The organism is Rhizobium sp. 007, assembly GCF_015353075.1.
Taxonomy (GTDB): domain Bacteria; phylum Pseudomonadota; class Alphaproteobacteria; order Rhizobiales; family Rhizobiaceae; genus Rhizobium.
This window is the reverse complement of the sequence record NZ_CP064187.1, coordinates 1,193,064-1,212,084: the sequence shown is the minus strand read 5'-3', so window position 1 is coordinate 1,212,084 and position 19,021 is coordinate 1,193,064. Positions and strand designations below refer to the sequence as shown.

The window sequence follows — 19,021 nt, the reverse complement described above, 5'->3', positions numbered from 1 at the left end:
CCAGGCTCAGAGCTTGATCTCAACATCGACACCGGCGGCGAGATCGAGCTTCATCAGCGCGTCCACCGTCTGCGGGGTCGGGTCTACGATGTCGAGGAGGCGCTTATGCGTGCGCATCTCGAACTGCTCGCGGCTCTTCTTGTCGATGTGCGGGGACCGGTTGACCGTAAACTTCTCGATGCGGGTCGGAAGCGGAACGGGGCCCCGGACACTAGCTCCGGTGCGCTTCGCCGTCGACACAATCTCGCGCGTGGAAGCATCGAGAATTCGGTGATCGAACGCCTTCAGGCGAATGCGGATATTTTGGCCGTTCATTCGACGTTATCCTTGTGTTTGTTCTTCGCGTGCCAGCAAAACGGCACGGGCTGTTCTTCTTTTCCTAAGGCGGACCACCGGTTTCAAAGATCGAAGGGGACACCGAAAACGATGTCCCTTTCCAGTCTCCAGGCCTTAAGGCCCACCTTATCTGTTCATTGCCTGCCTCGAAGCCGAAGCAGACGCAAATCGCGCTCGCGCGCCATTTGCTACATTTTTATGTCATAAGCAAGCGGCCCTGGGGCCGCTTGCTTAAAAGATTACTCTACGATCGATGCAACGATACCGGCGCCGACGGTACGGCCGCCTTCGCGGATGGCGAAGCGCAGCTTTTCTTCCATGGCGATCGGCACGATCAGCTCGACGTCAACCGTGACGTTGTCGCCCGGCATCACCATTTCCGTGCCTTCCGGCAGCGTCACGATGCCCGTCACGTCCGTCGTGCGGAAGTAGAACTGCGGACGGTAGTTGGTGAAGAACGGCGTATGACGGCCGCCTTCTTCCTTCGTCAGGATGTAGGCTTCAGCCTTGAACTTCTTGTGCGGCTTCACCGAACCCGGCTTGCACAGGATCTGGCCACGCTCGACGCCGTCGCGGTTCACGCCGCGGATCAGTGCGCCGATGTTGTCGCCGGCCTGGCCCTGGTCGAGCAGCTTGCGGAACATTTCAACGCCGGTCACCGTCGTCTTCGAGGTCGGGCGGATGCCGACGATCTCGACTTCTTCGCCAACCTTGACGATACCGCGCTCGACGCGGCCGGTCACGACCGTACCGCGGCCCGAGATCGAGAACACGTCTTCGATCGGCATCAGGAACGGCTGGTCGATCGGACGCTCAGGCGTCGGGATGTAGGCGTCGACCTGGGCCATCAGCTCGCGGATCGCATCTTCGCCAATCTTCTTGTCGGAATCTTCAAGAGCAGCCAGCGCCGAACCCTTGACGACCGGGATGTCGTCGCCCGGGAAGTCGTAGGACGACAGCAGTTCGCGCACTTCCAGCTCGACGAGCTCGAGAAGCTCGGCGTCGTCGACCTGGTCGACCTTGTTCAGGAACACGACGATTGCCGGAACGCCCACCTGGCGGGCGAGCAGGATGTGTTCGCGGGTCTGCGGCATCGGGCCGTCGGCAGCCGAGCACACCAGGATCGCGCCGTCCATCTGTGCGGCACCGGTGATCATGTTCTTGACGTAGTCGGCGTGGCCGGGGCAGTCGACGTGCGCGTAGTGGCGGGCAGCCGTCTCATACTCGACATGCGCCGTCGAAATCGTGATGCCGCGAGCCTTTTCTTCCGGCGCAGCGTCGATCTGGTCATACGCCTTGAACTCGCCGAAGTACTTCGTGATCGCCGCCGTCAGAGACGTCTTGCCGTGGTCAACGTGGCCGATCGTGCCGATGTTAACGTGCGGCTTGTTGCGCTCAAACTTACTCTTTGCCATTTTCGGCTCTCCATTCTGCTAGTCCCCGAAGGGATCTAATTCTTGTTATCGGTCAATTGGTATTCCGGTCACTTCTGACCGGAATACTTTGCCTGGATTTCAGTTGCGACGTTCGACGGGACCGGCGCGTAGTGATCGAAGGTCATCGTGTACTGAGCGCGGCCCTGCGACATGGAGCGCAGGTTGTCGACGTACTTGAACATGTTCGCCAGCGGAACGTTCGCGTTGATGACGACAGCGATGCCGCGGCTCTCCTGGCCCTGGATCTGACCACGGCGCGAGTTCAGGTCGCCGATGACGTCGCCGACATAGTCTTCCGGCGTCACGACTTCGACCTTCATCATCGGCTCGAGCAGCTGAGCGCCAGCCTTCTTTGCTGCCTCACGGAAGCAAGCGCGGGAGGCGATTTCGAACGCCAGGACCGACGAGTCGACATCGTGGAAGGCACCGTCGATCAGCGTCGCCTTGACGCCGAGCATCGGGAAGCCTGCGAGCGGACCGGAGGTCAAAACGCTTTCGATGCCCTTCTGAACGCCCGGGATGTATTCCTTCGGAACAGCACCGCCGACGATCTTGGACTCGAACTTGAAGTCGTCGCCTTCCGGATTCGGTTCGAAGATGATCTTGACGCGCGCGAACTGGCCGGTACCACCGGACTGCTTCTTGTGCGTGTAGTCTTCTTCGTGCGTCTTCGTGATGGTTTCGCGGTAGGCAACCTGCGGCGCACCGACGGTTGCTTCAACCTTGAACTCGCGGCGCATGCGGTCAACGATGATGTCGAGGTGAAGTTCACCCATGCCGGCGATGATCGTCTGGCCCGATTCCTGGTCCGTCTTCACGCGGAAGGACGGGTCTTCGGCAGCCAGGCGGTTGAGCGCGAGGCCCATCTTTTCCTGGTCGCCCTTGGTCTTCGGCTCGATGGCGATCTGGATGACCGGCTCGGGGAATTCCATGCGCTCGAGGATAACCGGCTTCAGCGGATCACACAGCGTATCGCCAGTGGTGGTTTCCTTGAGGCCTGCGAGAGCAACGATGTCGCCGGCGAAGGCTTCTTCGATGTCTTCACGCGAGTTGGAGTGCATCTGCAGCATGCGGCCGACGCGCTCGCGCTTGTCCTTGACCGTGTTCATGACCGACGCGCCCTTCTCGAGCTTGCCGGAATAGATGCGGGCGAAGGTGAGCGAACCGACGAAGGGGTCGTTCATGATCTTGAAGGCGAGCATGGAGAGCGGCTCGGCGTCATCGGGGTGACGCTCGATTTCAGCTTCCGTCTTCACGTCGATACCCTTGATCGCCGGAATGTCGAGCGGCGACGGCAGGTAATCGACAACTGCGTCGAGTAGCGGCTGAACGCCCTTGTTCTTGAAGGCAGTACCGCAGAACATCGGATGAAACTTGACGTCGATGGTGCCGCGGCGAACGAGCGCGCGGATCTGATCGTTGTCCGGCATGTTGCCTTCGAGGTAGGCTTCCATTGCGGCTTCGTCGATCTCAACAACCGTCTCGATCAGCTTTTCGCGATATTCTTCAGCCTTGGCCTTCATGTCTTCCGGGATTTCGACGACGTCCCACTGTGCGCCGAGAGACTCGTCGCGCCAGATGAGAGCGTTCATCTCGATCAGGTCGACAACGCCCTTGAACTCGGTTTCTGCGCCGATCGGCAGCTGCATGACGACAGCCGTCGCGCCGAGACGGGTCTTGATCATCTCGACGGAGCGGTAGAAGTCCGCACCGGTCTTGTCCATCTTGTTGCAGAAGATCATGCGCGGAACATGATACTTCTCGGCCTGGCGCCAGACGGTTTCAGTCTGCGGCTCGACACCGGCGTTGGCATCGAGAAGTGCGATGGCGCCGTCAAGAACGCGCAGCGAACGCTCGACTTCGATGGTGAAGTCGACGTGGCCGGGGGTGTCAATGATGTTGAAGCGGCGCATCTTGCCGTCACGGCCCTTCCAGAAGGTCGTGGTCGCAGCGGAGGTGATCGTGATGCCACGCTCCTGTTCCTGCTCCATCCAGTCCATGGTGGCTGCGCCGTCGTGGACTTCGCCGATCTTGTGCGACTTACCGGTGTAATAAAGAATACGTTCGGTGGTCGTGGTCTTGCCGGCGTCGATGTGCGCCATGATACCGAAATTGCGGTAGTCTTCGATTTTATATTCGCGAGCCATTGTGGACTGCCTTTCGATACCGTTCGGAATTACCAGCGATAGTGCGAGAACGCACGGTTGGCATCGGCCATCTTGTGCGTGTCTTCGCGCTTCTTGACGGCACTGCCGCGGTTGTTGGATGCATCGAGAAGCTCGCCCGAGAGGCGGTCAACCATGGTCGTTTCGTTGCGCTTGCGGGCAGCAGCGATCAGCCAGCGAATGGCGAGAGCCTGACGGCGCTCCGGACGGACGTCGACCGGGACCTGGTAGGTCGCACCACCGACGCGGCGCGAGCGGACTTCGACGTGCGGGGCGATGTTATCGAGCGCAGCGTGGAAAACCGCAATCGGCTCCTGCTTGGACTTGCCCTGCACGACGTCGAATGCGCCGTATACGATGTTTTCAGCAACGGACTTCTTGCCGTCGAGCATGATGGCATTCATGAACTTCGTGACAACCAGATCGCCGAACTTCGGGTCCGGGTTGATCTCGCGCTTTTCTGCTCTGTGACGTCGGGACATACTTCTCGTCTCTTCAACTGTTAAGGCGCTTTACCACGCGGAGAACCTCGCGCAGCGCCGGAAAACCAAAACCGAATTACTTCGGACGCTTCGCACCGTACTTCGAACGGCGCTGCTTGCGGTTCTTGACACCCTGGGTATCGAGAACGCCGCGGATGATGTGGTAACGGACACCCGGAAGGTCCTTCACGCGGCCGCCACGGATCATGACGACGGAGTGTTCCTGAAGGTTGTGACCTTCGCCGGGAATGTAACCAATGACTTCGAAGCCGTTGGTGAGGCGGATCTTGGCAACCTTACGCAGAGCCGAGTTCGGCTTCTTCGGCGTCGTGGTGTAGACGCGGGTGCAAACGCCGCGCTTCTGCGGGTTTTCCTGCAGCGCAGGAACCTTGTTACGCTTTACACTTGCCTGGCGAGGCTTGCGGATCAGCTGGTTTACGGTAGGCATTCAACCATCCCTTACGTTTATCTCTCAAACCCTTGCGGGCGTAACTCGCGCCGTCTCCGGCAAGATCACACGGCTGTCGTCAATGCGCAAAATGTGGCCCGATCCGCTTGCGCAGATGGACCACTGAAGGCAGAGGACGCAAAAAAGACATGCGTCATGCGTGCAGGCATCATATCTTCAACGTGCGTTTCGAACCTTGTTTGAGGAGAACTCCAGGACGAGACGCCCCGGACAGCCATGCCTCACATGGGTTCCGATGGCGCGGGTACTACTGGTTTCCCGCTGGTTCGTCAAGGCCGGTTAAGAAATAATCTTCGGCGGATCGCCTTGAAACCCGGGCTGCGTGCGCTCTTTGAAGGCTTTTAGACGCAACGGACACCGCATGCCAAGTTGAACTTGGGCATCGCTGCAAAAACGGATAAGGAATCAGCGATCGCAGGCCGCGCGCCTGTCAAAAACGGATTCGAGTTTCGAATCGCCAGATATCCAAAGGACCGATGAATGATCGAGAAGCCCGACAACGACAATAATTCCGTAGGCCCGATGATCTTCATCATCATCGGCAAGGGCTACGAGTCCGATGGCGCCGAGGGCGTCGACCTGCACGTGATGTTGAAGGCCGCCGATGACGACAGCGCGGTGCGCGAGGCGCTGAACGCCCTTGCCGAAGAGGGCTTCATCGAAGCCGACCTCGACCAGATCGGCATGCTGACCGACGTTCCCGAAGAAGAACCGCATGCCTCGGCGTACCAAGGCGCGCTCGAAGGCGAAGTCGCCATCATCCGCTTCAACTGAAGACATGACGGGGCCGGATGCGCAAAAGGTGCTGATCTACGCCACCTGGCGCGGCCGACTCCTGGTTTTCGACGAGCCGGATTTTCCGGAGATCGAACTGCAGGTTCCGGGCGGGACGGTCGAACCCGGCGAAGACCCTGAGCAAGCGGCAACCCGCGAATTCGCCGAAGAGACAGGTCTTGCGCTGAGCAACACTCTTCGTCCGCTTGCAATCGATGACTACCGCTTCATCAAGAACGGCGCCGCCATCTACCACCGGCGGCATTACTATCATGCCGATATTGGAGGGCCCTACCCCGACACCTGGCTTCATCACGAGATGACACCATTCGGCGGCGGCGGACCGATCCTGCTCCGCTTTTTCTGGATTGATATCGCAGCAGCAAAGGCCAGGCTCGGTTACGGAATGCAGAATTGCCTCATCCTGCTTCGCTAACCAATCCGAGCTTGGGAAATTACGATCGCTTCATAGTTCATCGCGCTGTTGGAGACGTGCGCAATATGCACCTTCCACGAAACGATTATACGGTCTTTCAGCTCGGCAAAAACGTCCTGCCGGTTGAACGCAGCCGGCTTCGAGGTGGCCATCCCGCAGGCCAAAGCGGCATCGAGCGATGCAAGGTGTCTTTTCCTTTCATCGAAAAACCGCATGCGGTTCCGAGCCATGGGAACGACTTCCGTATGCAACATGGAGGCGAGCCTGTAGTAGTTATCAAGAAAGAATGGAGAACTATTTTCGGCCTCCCCGCCGCCGCGAAATCAAACAAAAAACCGCCCGGATCGCTCCGGGCGGTTTTCCATTCTGAGTCCGGGCTGCCGGCTATTCGGCCGCCGAAGCGTTTTCGCCGGCCATATCCTGGAGCATCGGGGTTGCGGCATCCGCGCCCGTGCCCTTGCGGCGCTCTTCGAGGATCATCTCATCGCGCGACGTCGCGATGCGGCGGATCGCCGTCATGGTGCCGCCGGTACCGGCCGGGATGAGGCGCCCGACGATGACGTTTTCCTTGAGACCCTGCAGACCGTCAGTCTTGCCGGCGATCGCAGCTTCCGTCAGCACCTTCGTCGTTTCCTGGAAGGAAGCGGCGGAGATGAAGGACGGGGTCTGCAGCGACGCCTTGGTGATGCCCAGAAGAACCGGCTCGCCATAGGCAGGCTTCTTGCCCTGCTCGATCAGGCCGTCGTTGACGTCCTCGAGCTCGATACGGTCGACGTTGTCGCCGACGATATAAGTCGAGTCGCCCGCATCGGTGATTTCCACCTTCTGCAGCATCTGACGGACAATCACTTCGATGTGCTTGTCGTTGATGACAACGCCCTGCAAGCGGTAGACTTCCTGGATTTCGTTGACGAGGTAGGAAGCCAGAGCCTCTACGCCCTTGATCGCCAGGATGTCGTGCGGTGCCGGGTTGCCGTCGAGGATGTAGTCGCCCTTTTCGATATAGTCGCCTTCCTGAAGGTGGAAGGGCTTGCCCTTCGGGATCAGGTATTCGACAGGCTCGACACCGTCTTCCGCCGGCTCGATGATGACGCGGCGCTTGTTCTTGTAGTCGCGGCCGAGGCGGATCGTACCATCGATCTCAGCGATGATGGCATGATCCTTAGGGCGGCGGGCTTCGAAGAGTTCGGCAACGCGCGGCAGACCGCCGGTGATGTCCTTGGTCTTGGCGCTTTCCAGCGGCGAACGTGCAAGCACGTCACCCTGGGAGACCTTCTGGCCCGGCTCGACCGAAAGGATCGCGTCGACCGAAAGCAGGAAGCGGGCATCGCCGCCGCGAGACAGCTTCGCGACATTGCCGCTTACGTCCTTGATGACGATTGCCGGCTTGAGGTCCGAACCACGCGGGGTCGAACGCCAGTCGATGACCTGACGCTTGGTGATACCCGTGGATTCGTCGGTCGCTTCGAGAACGGAGAGACCGTCGACAACGTCTTCGAACTGAACGGTACCGGCCAGTTCCGTCATTATCGGACGGGTGTACGGATCCCACTCAGCCAGACGCTGGCCGCGCTTCACCTTGTCGCCCTCGTCCACATACAGCTTCGAACCGTAGGCAACGCGCTGCGAGGAGCGCTCAACGCCACGCTCGTCCAGGATCTGGACGGTCATGTTCCGGCCCATGGCAACGAGGATGCCTTCGGAGTTCCGCAGAAGGTTGCGGTTCTTGATCTGAACCGTTCCTTCATACGAGGCTTCCAGGAACGACTGGTCGACCACGGTGGCCGTACCGCCAAGGTGGAAGGTACGCATGGTGAGCTGCGTGCCTGGCTCGCCGATCGACTGAGCCGCGATGACGCCGACCGCTTCGCCCATGTTGACCGGCGTACCGCGAGCAAGGTCGCGGCCGTAGCAGACCGAGCAGACGCCTGTCTGGATTTCGCAGGTCAGTGCCGAACGGATGCGGATCGACTGGATACCAGCCTTTTCGATCTCGACGACATCTGGCTCGAGGATCATCTTGCCTGCATCGACGATGCGCTCGCCGGTGACCGGGTGATCGATGTTGTCGAGTGCCGTACGGCCGAGGATACGTGCGCCGAGCGAGGCAACGACCTGACCGGCATCGACGATGGCGGTCATGGTGAGGCCCTTGTCGGTGCCGCAATCCACGGAGTTGACGATGCAATCCTGCGCGACGTCGACGAGACGGCGGGTCAGGTAGCCCGAGTTTGCCGTCTTCAAGGCGGTGTCTGCCAGACCCTTACGGGCGCCGTGGGTCGAGTTGAAGTACTCGTTGACGGTCAGGCCTTCCTTGAAGTTCGAGATGATCGGCGTCTCGATGATTTCGCCCGAGGGCTTAGCCATCAGGCCGCGCATGCCGCCCAGCTGACGCATCTGGTTCGGCGAACCGCGGGCGCCCGAGTGGCTCATCATGTAGATCGAGTTCATGGGCTTCTGGCGGCCGGTCTTTTCGTCGAACTCGACAGCCTTGATGCGGGCCATCATCTCTTCGGCGACCTTCTCGGTGGCCTTGCCCCAGGCATCGACGACCTTGTTGTACTTTTCGCCCTGCGTGATGAGGCCGTCGTTATACTGCTGCTCGTATTCCTTCACGAGTGCTTCGGTATCGCCGACGATCTTCACCTTGGTATCCGGGATCACCATGTCGTCCTTGCCGAACGAGATGCCGGCGCGGCAGGCATGCGAGAAGCCGAGCTGCATGATGCGGTCGCAGAAAATGACCGTGTCCTTCTGGCCGCAATGACGGTAGACCGTGTCGATCATCTTGGAGATGTTCTTCTTGGTCATTTCCTGGTTGCAGATGTCGAAAGGCACCTTGCCGTTCTTCGGCAGCAATTCGCCGATGAGCAGGCGGCCCGGGGTCGTTTCATAGATCTTGGAGTACGGCTTGCCGTCCTCGCTGATCGACTTGAAGCGGCCGCGGATCTTGGTGTGCAGGGTGACGACCTTGCTTTCGAGAGCATGATGCAGTTCGCCGAGGTCGGAGAAGGCCATGCCTTCGCCCGGCTCGTTCTGGTTCATGATCGAGAGGTAGTAGAGGCCGAGAACCATGTCCTGCGACGGAACGATGATCGGTGCGCCGTTTGCCGGGTGCAGGATGTTGTTCGTCGACATCATCAGAACGCGGGCTTCGAGCTGGGCTTCGAGAGACAGTGGCACGTGGACGGCCATCTGGTCGCCATCGAAGTCGGCGTTGAAGGCCGTGCAAACGAGCGGATGCAGCTGGATCGCCTTGCCTTCGACCAGGGTGGGTTCGAAGGCCTGGATGCCCAGGCGGTGCAGCGTCGGTGCGCGGTTCAAGAGAACCGGATGCTCGCGGATGACCTCGTCCAGGATATCCCAGACTTCCGGCTTTTCCTTCTCGACCAGCTTCTTCGCCTGCTTGACGGTCGAGGAATAACCCTTGGCGTCGAGGCGGGCGTAGATGAACGGCTTGAAGAGTTCGAGCGCCATCTTCTTCGGCAGGCCGCACTGGTGCAGCTTCAGCTCCGGACCGGTCACGATGACCGAGCGGCCGGAATAGTCAACGCGCTTACCAAGCAGGTTCTGGCGGAAGCGGCCCTGCTTGCCCTTGAGCATGTCGGAGAGCGACTTCAGCGGACGCTTGTTGGCACCCGTGATGACGCGGCCGCGACGGCCGTTGTCGAACAGCGCATCGACGGATTCCTGCAACATGCGCTTTTCGTTGCGGATAATGATACCCGGCGCACGAAGCTCGATCAGGCGCTTCAGACGATTGTTACGGTTGATGACGCGACGATAGAGATCGTTGAGGTCCGACGTCGCAAAGCGGCCGCCATCGAGCGGAACCAGCGGACGCAGATCCGGCGGGATCACCGGAACGACCTTCATGATCATCCATTCCGGACGGTTGCCGGATTCCATGAAGTTCTCGACGATCTTCAGCCGCTTCATCAGCTTCTTCTGCTTGAGATCCGACGTGGTGTCGGCAAGCTCGGAACGCAGATCGCCGGCGATCTTCTCGAGGTTCATCGATGCCAGCATCTCGTAGATGGCTTCAGCGCCGATCATCGCCGTGAACTGGTCTTCGCCATATTCGTCGACGGCGAGCATGTACTCTTCTTCCGAGAGGAGCTGATGTTCCTTAAGGGCCGTGAGGCCCGGCTCGGTGACGATGTAGTTTTCGAAATACAGGACGCGCTCGACATCCTTCAGCGTCATGTCGAGCAGCGTGGAAATGCGGCTCGGCAGCGACTTCAGGAACCAGATGTGGGCAACGGGTGCTGCAAGCTCGATATGGCCCATGCGCTCGCGGCGAACGCGCGACAGCGTGACTTCGACGCCGCACTTTTCGCAGATGATGCCCTTGTACTTCATGCGCTTGTACTTGCCGCAAAGGCACTCGTAGTCCTTGATCGGCCCGAAGATGCGCGCGCAGAAGAGACCATCGCGTTCCGGCTTGAACGTGCGGTAGTTGATGGTTTCCGGCTTCTTGATCTCACCGTAGGACCAGGAAAGGATCTTCTCCGGAGAGGCAATCGAAATCCGGATGGAGTCGAAATTCTGTGCAGGCACCTGCGGATTGAAAAGATTCATGACCTCTTGGTTCATGCCTGTCTCCTTCATGGGCGAAAGCGCCCTTAGCTTGCGATGGTCGGCGGCAAATCCCGGGAGCCGCGCCAACGCTCAAAACGACAATAACCGCACAATGCGGCGGAAACGTCCCTGCCCGGCCGACACATTACGGGGCCATGGCGGGAACGGTGTGCGCCCTCTTAAGGCGCACACCCTATCAAGTGGTTACTCGGCTGCGTCCGGCAACTGGCCCGCCTGCTGCAGATCCTCGACCTTCGAGTTCTCCAGCTCGACGGAAAGGCCGAGCGAGCGCATTTCCTTGACGAGAACGTTGAAGCTTTCGGGAATACCCGCTTCGAACGTATCGTCGCCCCGGACGATGGCTTCGTAGACCTTGGTGCGGCCGGCAACGTCGTCCGACTTCACCGTCAGCATTTCCTGCAGCGTGTAGGCTGCGCCGTATGCTTCCAGAGCCCAGACCTCCATTTCGCCGAAGCGCTGGCCGCCGAACTGGGCCTTGCCGCCCAGTGGCTGCTGGGTCACGAGCGAGTAAGGACCGATCGAACGGGCGTGGATCTTGTCGTCGACCAGGTGGTTGAGCTTCAGCATGTAGATGTAGCCCACGGTCACCTGACGGTCGAACTGCTCGCCGGTACGGCCGTCATACAGCGTCGACTGACCGGAATCCTTGAGACCCGCCAGACGCAGCATCTCGTTGACATCGCCTTCATGGGCGCCGTCGAAGACCGGCGTTGCGATCGAAACGCCGCGCTTCCACTGGTCCGCAAGACGCAGAACCGAGTCATCGTCGAAGTCCTTGACCTGCTCGGCCTTCGGACCGTCGCCGACAACGTCGCCGATCGTCTTGCGCAACGGCTCGATATTGCCGTTCGCCTTGTAGGCTTCGATCAGATCACCGATCTGCTTGCCCATGCCGGCGCAAGCCCAGCCGAGGTGCGTCTCGAGGATCTGGCCGACGTTCATGCGCGAAGGCACGCCCAGCGGGTTCAGAACGACGTCGACATGCGTGCCGTCTTCGAGGAACGGCATGTCTTCGACCGGAACGATGCGCGACACAACACCCTTGTTGCCGTGACGGCCGGCCATCTTGTCGCCCGGCTGGATCTTGCGCTTCACTGCGACGAAGACCTTGACCATCTTCATCACGCCCGGAGGCATTTCATCGCCGCGCTGGACCTTCTCGACCTTGTCCATGAAGCGCTGCTCAAGGCGCGACTTGGATTCGTCGTACTGGCCGCGGAGTGCTTCGAGTTCGCTCTGGACCTTCTCGTCCTCGACTGCGAACATCCACCACTGCGAGCGGGGATATTCGGAGACCACGGCGTTCGAAAGCTCGGCGCCCTTCTTGAAGCCCTTCGGGCCGGCGATGGACATCTGGCCGCGGAGCATCTCGATCAGACGGCCGTAGACGTTACGGTCGAGAATCGCCTGCTCGTCGTCGCGGTCCTTGGCAAGACGCTCGATCTCTTCGCGCTCGATTGCCATTGCGCGCTCGTCCTTTTCAACGCCGTGGCGGTTGAAGACGCGCACTTCGACGATCGTGCCGTAGGTGCCGGGCGGCATGCGCATCGACGTATCGCGGACGTCGGACGCCTTTTCACCGAAGATGGCGCGCAGGAGCTTTTCTTCCGGCGTCATCGGGCTTTCGCCCTTCGGCGTGATCTTGCCGACAAGGATATCACCCGGCTGAACTTCGGCGCCGATGTAGACAATGCCTGCTTCGTCGAGGTTCTTCAGCGCTTCTTCCGAAACATTCGGAATATCGCGCGTGATTTCTTCCGGACCAAGCTTCGTGTCGCGCGCCATCACTTCGAATTCTTCGATGTGGATGGAGGTGAACACGTCGTCGGCAACGATACGCTCGGAGAGCAGGATCGAATCTTCGTAGTTGTAGCCGTTCCACGGCATGAACGCGACGAGCGCGTTGCGGCCGAGAGCCAGATCGCCAAGGTCGGTCGACGGACCGTCCGCGAGAATGTCGCCGCGGTTGACAACGTCACCGACGGTGACCAGCGGACGCTGGTTGACGCAGGTGTTCTGGTTCGACCGCTGGAACTTCTGCAGGCGGTAGATATCGACGCCGGACTTGCCGGCTTCGAGGTCTTCCGTTGCGCGGATGACGATACGCGTCGCGTCGACCTGGTCAACGACGCCACCGCGGCGGGCGCCGATAGCTGCACCGGAGTCGCGAGCGACGACCGGCTCCATGCCGGTGCCAACGAACGGAGCTTCGGCACGCAGCAACGGAACAGCCTGACGCTGCATGTTCGAGCCCATGAGGGCGCGGTTAGCGTCGTCATTTTCCAGGAACGGGATAAGAGCGGCTGCAACCGAAACGACCTGCTTCGGCGAGACGTCCATCAGGTTCATGCTGTCGCGCGGGGCGAGCATGACTTCGCCGGCGTGACGGCACACGACGAATTCGTCAACGAAGGAACCGTCCTTGTCGAGTTCGGCGTTGGCCTGTGCGACGTAGTACTTCGCCTCTTCCATGGCCGACAGGTAAAGAACATCGTTCGTCACCTTGCCGTCGACGATGCGGCGGTAAGGGCTCTCGATGAAGCCGTACTTGTTGACGCGCGCAAAGGTCGCCAGCGAGTTGATGAGACCGATGTTCGGGCCTTCCGGCGTTTCGATCGGGCAAATACGGCCGTAGTGGGTCGGATGAACGTCGCGGACTTCGAAGCCGGCGCGCTCGCGGGTCAGCCCGCCCGGGCCAAGTGCCGAGAGACGGCGCTTGTGGGTGATCTCCGACAGCGGGTTGACCTGGTCCATGAACTGCGAGAGCTGCGAGGAGCCGAAGAATTCGCGAACGGCGGCAGCTGCCGGCTTCGCGTTGATCAGATCCTGCGGCATGACCGTGTCGATTTCGATCGAGGACATGCGCTCCTTGATCGCGCGTTCCATGCGCAGCAGGCCCAGACGGTACTGGTTTTCCATCAGCTCGCCGACCGAGCGGACGCGGCGGTTGCCAAGGTTGTCGATGTCGTCGATCTCGCCCTTGCCGTCGCGTAGCTCGACGAGCATCTTGACCACGGCCAGGATGTCGTCCTTGCGCAGGACGCGGACGGTGTCTTCGACGTCGAGGTCGAGACGCATGTTCATCTTCACGCGGCCGACGGCGGAGAGGTCGTAACGCTCCGCATCGAAAAACAGCGAGTTGAACATGGCTTCGGCCGATTCCATGGTCGGCGGTTCACCCGGACGCATGACGCGGTAGATGTCGAACAGCGCGTCCTGGCGGTTCTCGTTCTTATCGGCGTTGAGCGTGTTGCGGATGTAGGCGCCGACATTGATGTGGTCGATGCCGAGAACCGGGATTTCGTCGAAACCGTTGGCGAGGATGACCGGCAGGGTCTTCTCGTCGATTTCGTCGCCGGCTTCGAGATAGATCTCACCCGTCGAGTAGTTGACGATGTCTTCTGCGAGGTAGTTGCCGTAGAGATCGTCGTCCGTCGCCTTCAGAGCCTGGAGACCCTTGTCGGAAAGCTGGCGGAGCAAACGCGGGGTCAGCTTCTTGCCCGCTTCGACCACGACTTCGCCGGTGTCGGCGTCGACCATCTCGGTGATCGCCTTGGCGCCCTTCAGCGCCTCGGGCTGGAAGGGAATGCGCCAGCCTTCGCCGTCGCGCTTGTAGAGCGACTTCGTGTAGAAAGTGTCGAGGATTTCCTCGCCATCCATGCCGAGGGCCATCAGCAGCGACGACACCGGAATCTTGCGGCGGCGGTCGATACGGGCATAGACGATGTCCTTGGCGTCGAACTCGATGTCGAGCCAGGAGCCGCGATACGGGATCACGCGGGCGGCGAAGAGCAGCTTGCCGGAAGAATGGCTCTTGCCCTTGTCGTGATCGAAGAAGACGCCCGGCGAACGGTGCATCTGGGACACGATCACGCGCTCGGTGCCGTTCACGATGAACGTGCCGTTGTTCGTCATGAGCGGCATGTCACCCATGTAGACGGACTGTTCCTTGATGTCCTTGATCGACTTCGCGCCGGTATCCTCGTCGATATCGAACACGATGAGACGGAGGGTAACCTTCAGCGGCGCGGCGTAGGTCAGGTCGCGCTGGCGGCATTCGTCGACGTCGAACTTCGGCGGTTCGAACTCATAGGACACGAATTCCAGCATCGAAGCGCCGGAGAAATCCGTGATCGGGAAAACTGACTTGAAGACGGCTTGAAGGCCTTCGTCAGGGCGGCCGCCCTTGGGCTCTTCAACCATCAGGAATTGGTCGTAGGACGCCTTCTGAACCTCGATGAGGTTCGGCATTTCTGCGACTTCGGGGATTTTACCAAAAAACTTGCGTACGCGCCTACGACCGTTGAACGAAAGGGTCTGAGCCATCGTCGCTCCTTCAAAATTGCATCCGGGCCTGCAACGGACGGGAACCGCTGGCCAGGCGATCCCGTCGATCAATGGATAATTCAATCTCGTCCCACTTCCCGAAGCCACATGGCCGGATTGCCCTGCGCTTCGGTTCGAGACCATGCTCTTGAAGAACCCATTACCCAAAAGCCGTTTTCACGCGGCTTTTGGGTAATTCGTTCACAAAAACGGCAAATGGGAGACGGTGAAGACCGCCTCCCAGATGCAGTTCAAGATTACTTGACGTCGGCCTTTGCGCCAGCGTCTTCAAGCTTCTTCTTGATGTCAGCGGCTTCAGCCTTGGAAACGGCTTCCTTGACAGCCTTCGGAGCGGCTTCAACGAGGTCCTTGGCTTCCTTGAGGCCGAGGCCGGTGATGGCGCGGACTTCCTTGATGACGTTGATCTTGTTGGCGCCGGCATCCGTGAGGATGACGTCGAACTCGGTCTTTTCTTCTTCAGCAGCGGCAGCAGCGCCACCAGCACCACCAGCAGCGGCAGCAACAGCTACCGGAGCAGCAGCGGAAACGCCCCACTTTTCTTCGAGAAGCTTGGACAGTTCTGCAGCTTCCAGAACGGTCAGCGAGGAGAGGTCGTCTACGATCTTTGCGAGATCAGCCATTTTATCAGTTCCTTTTGTTCGGTTCGAACCGGTTTTCTATAAACAGCGAAAAACCGCCTTAAGCGGCTTCGTCCTTCTTGGCGTAAGCCGAAAACACGCGGGCAAGCTGGCTTGCCGGTGCTGCAACAACGCCTGCGATGCGGGTAGCCGGTGTCTGGATCATGCCCAGCAGCTTCGCGCGCAGTTCGTCCAACGACGGCAGGGTCGCAAGCGACTTGACTGCATCGGCGTTGAGCGTGGTTGTTCCCATGGCGCCGCCGAGCACAACGATCTTGTCGTTGCCCTTGGCGAAATCCACGACGACTTTCGGAGCGGTGATCGGATCGGCGCTGTATGCAATCAGCGTCTGACCGGTGAAGAGATTGGAAATCCCTTCCGCTTCCGTACCCTGAAGGGCGATCTTGGCCAGGCGGTTCTTCGCGACTCTGACGGTGCCGCCAGCAGCGCGCATCTTCGAACGGAAGTCGTTCATCTGCGCGACTGTAGCACCAGCATAGTGGGCCACGACAACCGAGCCCGAAGCCTTGAAGACTTCGTTCAGTTCCGTGACGAATTCGCGTTTTTCCGCTCTTTCCACTGCCTATCTCCAGTTGGCGGGACCGTGAAACGGACCCACCGGGTTGCCTTTGCCTCCCGGGATCAGAAGCGATCCCAAGCGGCGCTTGAGGATCCTGTCCCCTCGCGCTTCGCGCCAAAAGGCCGAAGGCACAAGGCATCCAAGGCTCGAACCAAATCCATGAAGTTGAGCTTCATCGAAATTCGGGTCTTACCCGTCTCATGCAGGCCGAAGTGATTAAGGGAAAACCACCTGCAATCTCGGACAGGATTCCGGATTTCTCCGGAATATTCCGGCCCCTTTCGAGGCCGGAATTCTTGCCACCGGGCAAAGCCCGATGAAATTCGTTAAGCGGCCGTGACCGACGACGGGTCGATCTTGACGCCCGGGCCCATGGTCGAAGAGATCGCTACGCGCTTGACGTAGTTGCCCTTTGCGCCAGCCGGCTTCGCCTTGATGACGGCATCAGCGAAGGCACGGATGTTTTCTTCCAGAGCCTTTGCATCGAAGGATGCCTTGCCGATGCCGGCGTGAACGATACCAGCCTTCTCGACGCGGAATTCGACGGCGCCGCCCTTGGAGGCCTTGACTGCCCCGGCAACGTCCATGGTGACCGTTCCGACCTTCGGGTTCGGCATCATGCCGCGCGGGCCGAGTACCTTACCGAGACGGCCGACGAGCGGCATCATGTCCGGGGTCGCGATGACACGATCGAAATCGATCTTGCCGCCCTGGACGATTTCGACCAGCTCTTCTGCGCCGACGATGTCAGCACCGGCTGCCTTGGCTTCGTCAGCCTTGGCGCCGCGCGCGAAAACGGCGACGCGAACGTCACGGCCCGTACCGTTCGGCAGGTTGACCACGCCGCGGACCATCTGGTCTGCGTGACGCGGATCGACGCCGAGGTTCATGGCGACTTCGATGGTTTCATCGAACTTGGCGACAGCCCGGTCCTTGACCATGCCGATAGCAAGGTTGAGAGCGTAGAGCTTCGTGGGATCAACACCTTCGTTGATCTTCTTGGTGCGCTTGCCAGCCATGGTCTTAACCTACCACTTCCAGGCCCATGGCGCGGGCAGAGCCCTCGATCATCGCCATTGCACCTTCGATATCTGCTGCGTTCAGGTCCTTCATCTTCGCTTCGGCAATCGCCTTGACCTGAGCCTTGGTCAGCTTGCCAGCGACAGAGCCCTTGCCGGGCGTCTTCGAACCGGACTGGATCTTCGCTTCCTTCTTAAGGAAGTAGCTGACGGGCGGCTGCTTCATCACGAAGGTAAAGGACTTGTCCTGGTAGTAGGTGATGACAACCGGGATCGGCATACCCTTTTCCATTTCCTGCGTGGCGGCATTGAACGCCTTGCAGAATTCCATGATATTGATGCCACGCTGACCAAGCGCCGGGCCGATCGGCGGGGACGGGTTTGCCGATCCTGCCTTGACCTGAAGCTTGAGCTGGCCTGCAACTTTCTTAGCCATAACTCTCTGCCTTTCATTGATGACCGGTTGCCCGGCCAGTGATGCCGGATTTCTCCGGCGGCTGCGGTTGCGTGGTGCGGATTTTAAGGCCCGGCTAAGACCCCTCACCTTCCACGCGATTGGCGGCTATCGCCGCGCAGAAGCCGGTCAGTACTGACCGACTTCCATCTCAAAAATCAGACCTTTTCGACCTGACCGTATTCCAGCTCGACCGGCGTTGCACGGCCGAAGATCGACACTTCCACCTTCAGGCGCGAACGCTCTTCGTCCACATCCTGAACCGTGCCGTTGAACGACGCGAACGGGCCATCGGAAACGCGGACCTGTTCGCCGACCTCGAAGGTAACCGAAGCCTTTGGCCGCTCGACACCTTCCTGGACCTGGCCGAGAATGCGCTCGGCTTCGGAGTCCGGAATCGGAACGGGCTTGTTATCGGAGCCGAGGAAACCGGTGACCTTCGGCGTGTTCTTGATGAGGTGGTAGGCCTCGTCCGTCAGGTTCGCTCGAACCATGACATAGCCCGGAAAGAACTTGCGCTCGCTGTCGACCTTGCGGCCGCGGCGCACCTCAACCACCTTTTCGGTCGGCACGAGGATCTTTTCGAAGAGATGCTCGAGCCCCTTCTGCCTGGCCTTCTCCTCGATGGATTCAGCCACCTTCTTCTCAAAATTCGAATACGCGTGGACGATATACCAACGTGCCGCCATCTTATATCTCCACCCGATCAGTTGCCGGTGTTGAGCACGTAGCTCAAAGCCCAGCCAATCAGCTGGTCAGCAGCAAAGAAAAACAGCGCGGCAAAGACGACCATCACCAGAACCATGATCGTCGAGATCATGGTCTCGCGGCGAGACGGCCAGGTAACCTTGGACGTTTCGGTGCGAACCTGCTGCAGGAACGCAAACGGATTGGATTTGGATGCCATCGACTGCCCACGCAATTACGGCACGTAAAGCTGAACATATCAGCCCCACGCACCGCGTGTCTGTTGAACCCTACATAAACACCGATTCCCAATTGCACAAGAGGAAAACCGACGTCTAGCGAAATTTGCCATAATACCCTCCCCGACGGACCGCTGCGAGAACGTCCGCGCTTTCCCTTCGAAGAAGATGGCAGGGGCAGAGGGGCTCGAACCCCCGACCTGCGGTTTTGGAGACCGCCGCTCTACCAGCTGAGCTATACCCCTTTACGCTTTACATTCAGCCCTTTGACCATGAGGGTCGAAGCGCTTCCTGCAAGCATGGCGCTCCCTTTAAGACGGTGGCACGGGATATGCAAGTGCGATTTTCGATTTTTCCCAATCCGCCATCACCCCGGCA

16 protein-coding genes and 1 tRNA gene are annotated in these 19,021 nt (G+C 59.8%); 2 read left to right on the top strand and 15 right to left on the bottom strand.

Annotated features, from left to right (window positions below; translation table 11 throughout):
• Positions 1-6: 6 nt before the first annotated feature.
• The 5 genes from rpsJ to rpsL form a co-directional block, all read right to left on the bottom strand.
• On the bottom strand, positions 7-315 hold the full coding sequence (gene rpsJ / locus ISN39_RS05980; protein WP_003547547.1) for a 30S ribosomal protein S10: 309 nt from the start codon (positions 313-315) through the stop codon (positions 7-9).
• A 260-nt stretch (positions 316-575) separates the two neighbouring features.
• Positions 576-1,751, bottom strand: coding sequence for an elongation factor Tu (tuf, locus tag ISN39_RS05975; protein WP_074067586.1), 1,176 nt, complete (start codon positions 1,749-1,751; stop codon positions 576-578).
• A 68-nt stretch (positions 1,752-1,819) separates the two neighbouring features.
• Positions 1,820-3,919: an elongation factor G gene (gene fusA, locus ISN39_RS05970; RefSeq protein WP_022719191.1), complete on the bottom strand. Its 2,100-nt coding sequence runs from the start codon at positions 3,917-3,919 to the stop codon at positions 1,820-1,822.
• Positions 3,920-3,948: 29 nt separating this feature from the next.
• On the bottom strand, positions 3,949-4,419 hold the full coding sequence (rpsG, locus tag ISN39_RS05965) for a 30S ribosomal protein S7 (protein ID WP_022719192.1): 471 nt from the start codon (positions 4,417-4,419) through the stop codon (positions 3,949-3,951).
• 76 nt (positions 4,420-4,495) lie between these two features.
• Positions 4,496-4,867: a 30S ribosomal protein S12 gene (gene rpsL, locus ISN39_RS05960; RefSeq protein WP_022719193.1), complete on the bottom strand. Its 372-nt coding sequence runs from the start codon at positions 4,865-4,867 to the stop codon at positions 4,496-4,498.
• A 501-nt stretch (positions 4,868-5,368) separates the two neighbouring features.
• Here rpsL and ISN39_RS05955 point away from each other — a divergent pair.
• Together ISN39_RS05955 and ISN39_RS05950 are read left to right on the top strand one after the other, a co-directional pair.
• Entirely contained in the window at positions 5,369-5,662 is a 294-nt protein-coding gene (locus ISN39_RS05955) for a transcriptional regulator (protein ID WP_074060952.1), read from the top strand.
• A gap of 4 nt (positions 5,663-5,666) precedes the next feature.
• On the top strand, positions 5,667-6,098 hold the full coding sequence (locus ISN39_RS05950) for an NUDIX domain-containing protein (RefSeq protein WP_074067597.1): 432 nt from the start codon (positions 5,667-5,669) through the stop codon (positions 6,096-6,098).
• On the opposite strand, the gene ISN39_RS05945 is transcribed toward ISN39_RS05950, so the two are convergent.
• The 10 genes from ISN39_RS05945 to ISN39_RS05900 form a co-directional block, all read right to left on the bottom strand.
• Complete coding sequence (locus ISN39_RS05945; protein ID WP_194729451.1) at positions 6,095-6,328, bottom strand: hypothetical protein; 234 nt, start codon at positions 6,326-6,328, stop codon at positions 6,095-6,097. The genes ISN39_RS05950 and ISN39_RS05945 overlap by 4 nt on opposite strands.
• 154 nt (positions 6,329-6,482) lie before the next feature.
• The gene (gene rpoC / locus ISN39_RS05940) at positions 6,483-10,694 is read right to left on the bottom strand and encodes a DNA-directed RNA polymerase subunit beta' (protein WP_194729450.1); all 4,212 of its coding nucleotides are present in this window, start codon (positions 10,692-10,694) and stop codon (positions 6,483-6,485) included.
• 189 nt (positions 10,695-10,883) lie between these two features.
• On the bottom strand, positions 10,884-15,026 hold the full coding sequence (gene rpoB / locus ISN39_RS05935; protein WP_194729449.1) for a DNA-directed RNA polymerase subunit beta: 4,143 nt from the start codon (positions 15,024-15,026) through the stop codon (positions 10,884-10,886).
• A 257-nt stretch (positions 15,027-15,283) separates the two neighbouring features.
• Positions 15,284-15,667, bottom strand: a complete 384-nt coding sequence (gene rplL, locus ISN39_RS05930; protein ID WP_022719200.1) for a 50S ribosomal protein L7/L12 — start codon at positions 15,665-15,667, stop codon at positions 15,284-15,286.
• Between the two features lie 58 nt (positions 15,668-15,725).
• Complete coding sequence (gene rplJ / locus ISN39_RS05925) at positions 15,726-16,244, bottom strand: 50S ribosomal protein L10 (RefSeq protein ID WP_022719201.1); 519 nt, start codon at positions 16,242-16,244, stop codon at positions 15,726-15,728.
• A gap of 326 nt (positions 16,245-16,570) precedes the next feature.
• Positions 16,571-17,263, bottom strand: coding sequence for a 50S ribosomal protein L1 (gene rplA, locus ISN39_RS05920; protein WP_039844633.1), 693 nt, complete (start codon positions 17,261-17,263; stop codon positions 16,571-16,573).
• Between the two features lie 4 nt (positions 17,264-17,267).
• Positions 17,268-17,699, bottom strand: a complete 432-nt coding sequence (rplK, locus tag ISN39_RS05915; RefSeq protein WP_022719203.1) for a 50S ribosomal protein L11 — start codon at positions 17,697-17,699, stop codon at positions 17,268-17,270.
• Between the two features lie 176 nt (positions 17,700-17,875).
• The gene (gene nusG, locus ISN39_RS05910) at positions 17,876-18,406 is read right to left on the bottom strand and encodes a transcription termination/antitermination protein NusG (RefSeq protein ID WP_022719204.1); all 531 of its coding nucleotides are present in this window, start codon (positions 18,404-18,406) and stop codon (positions 17,876-17,878) included.
• A 17-nt stretch (positions 18,407-18,423) separates the two neighbouring features.
• Complete coding sequence (secE, locus tag ISN39_RS05905; RefSeq protein WP_039844632.1) at positions 18,424-18,624, bottom strand: preprotein translocase subunit SecE; 201 nt, start codon at positions 18,622-18,624, stop codon at positions 18,424-18,426.
• A 188-nt stretch (positions 18,625-18,812) separates the two neighbouring features.
• Positions 18,813-18,888 (bottom strand) — tRNA-Trp (locus tag ISN39_RS05900).
• Positions 18,889-19,021 lie beyond the last annotated feature (133 nt).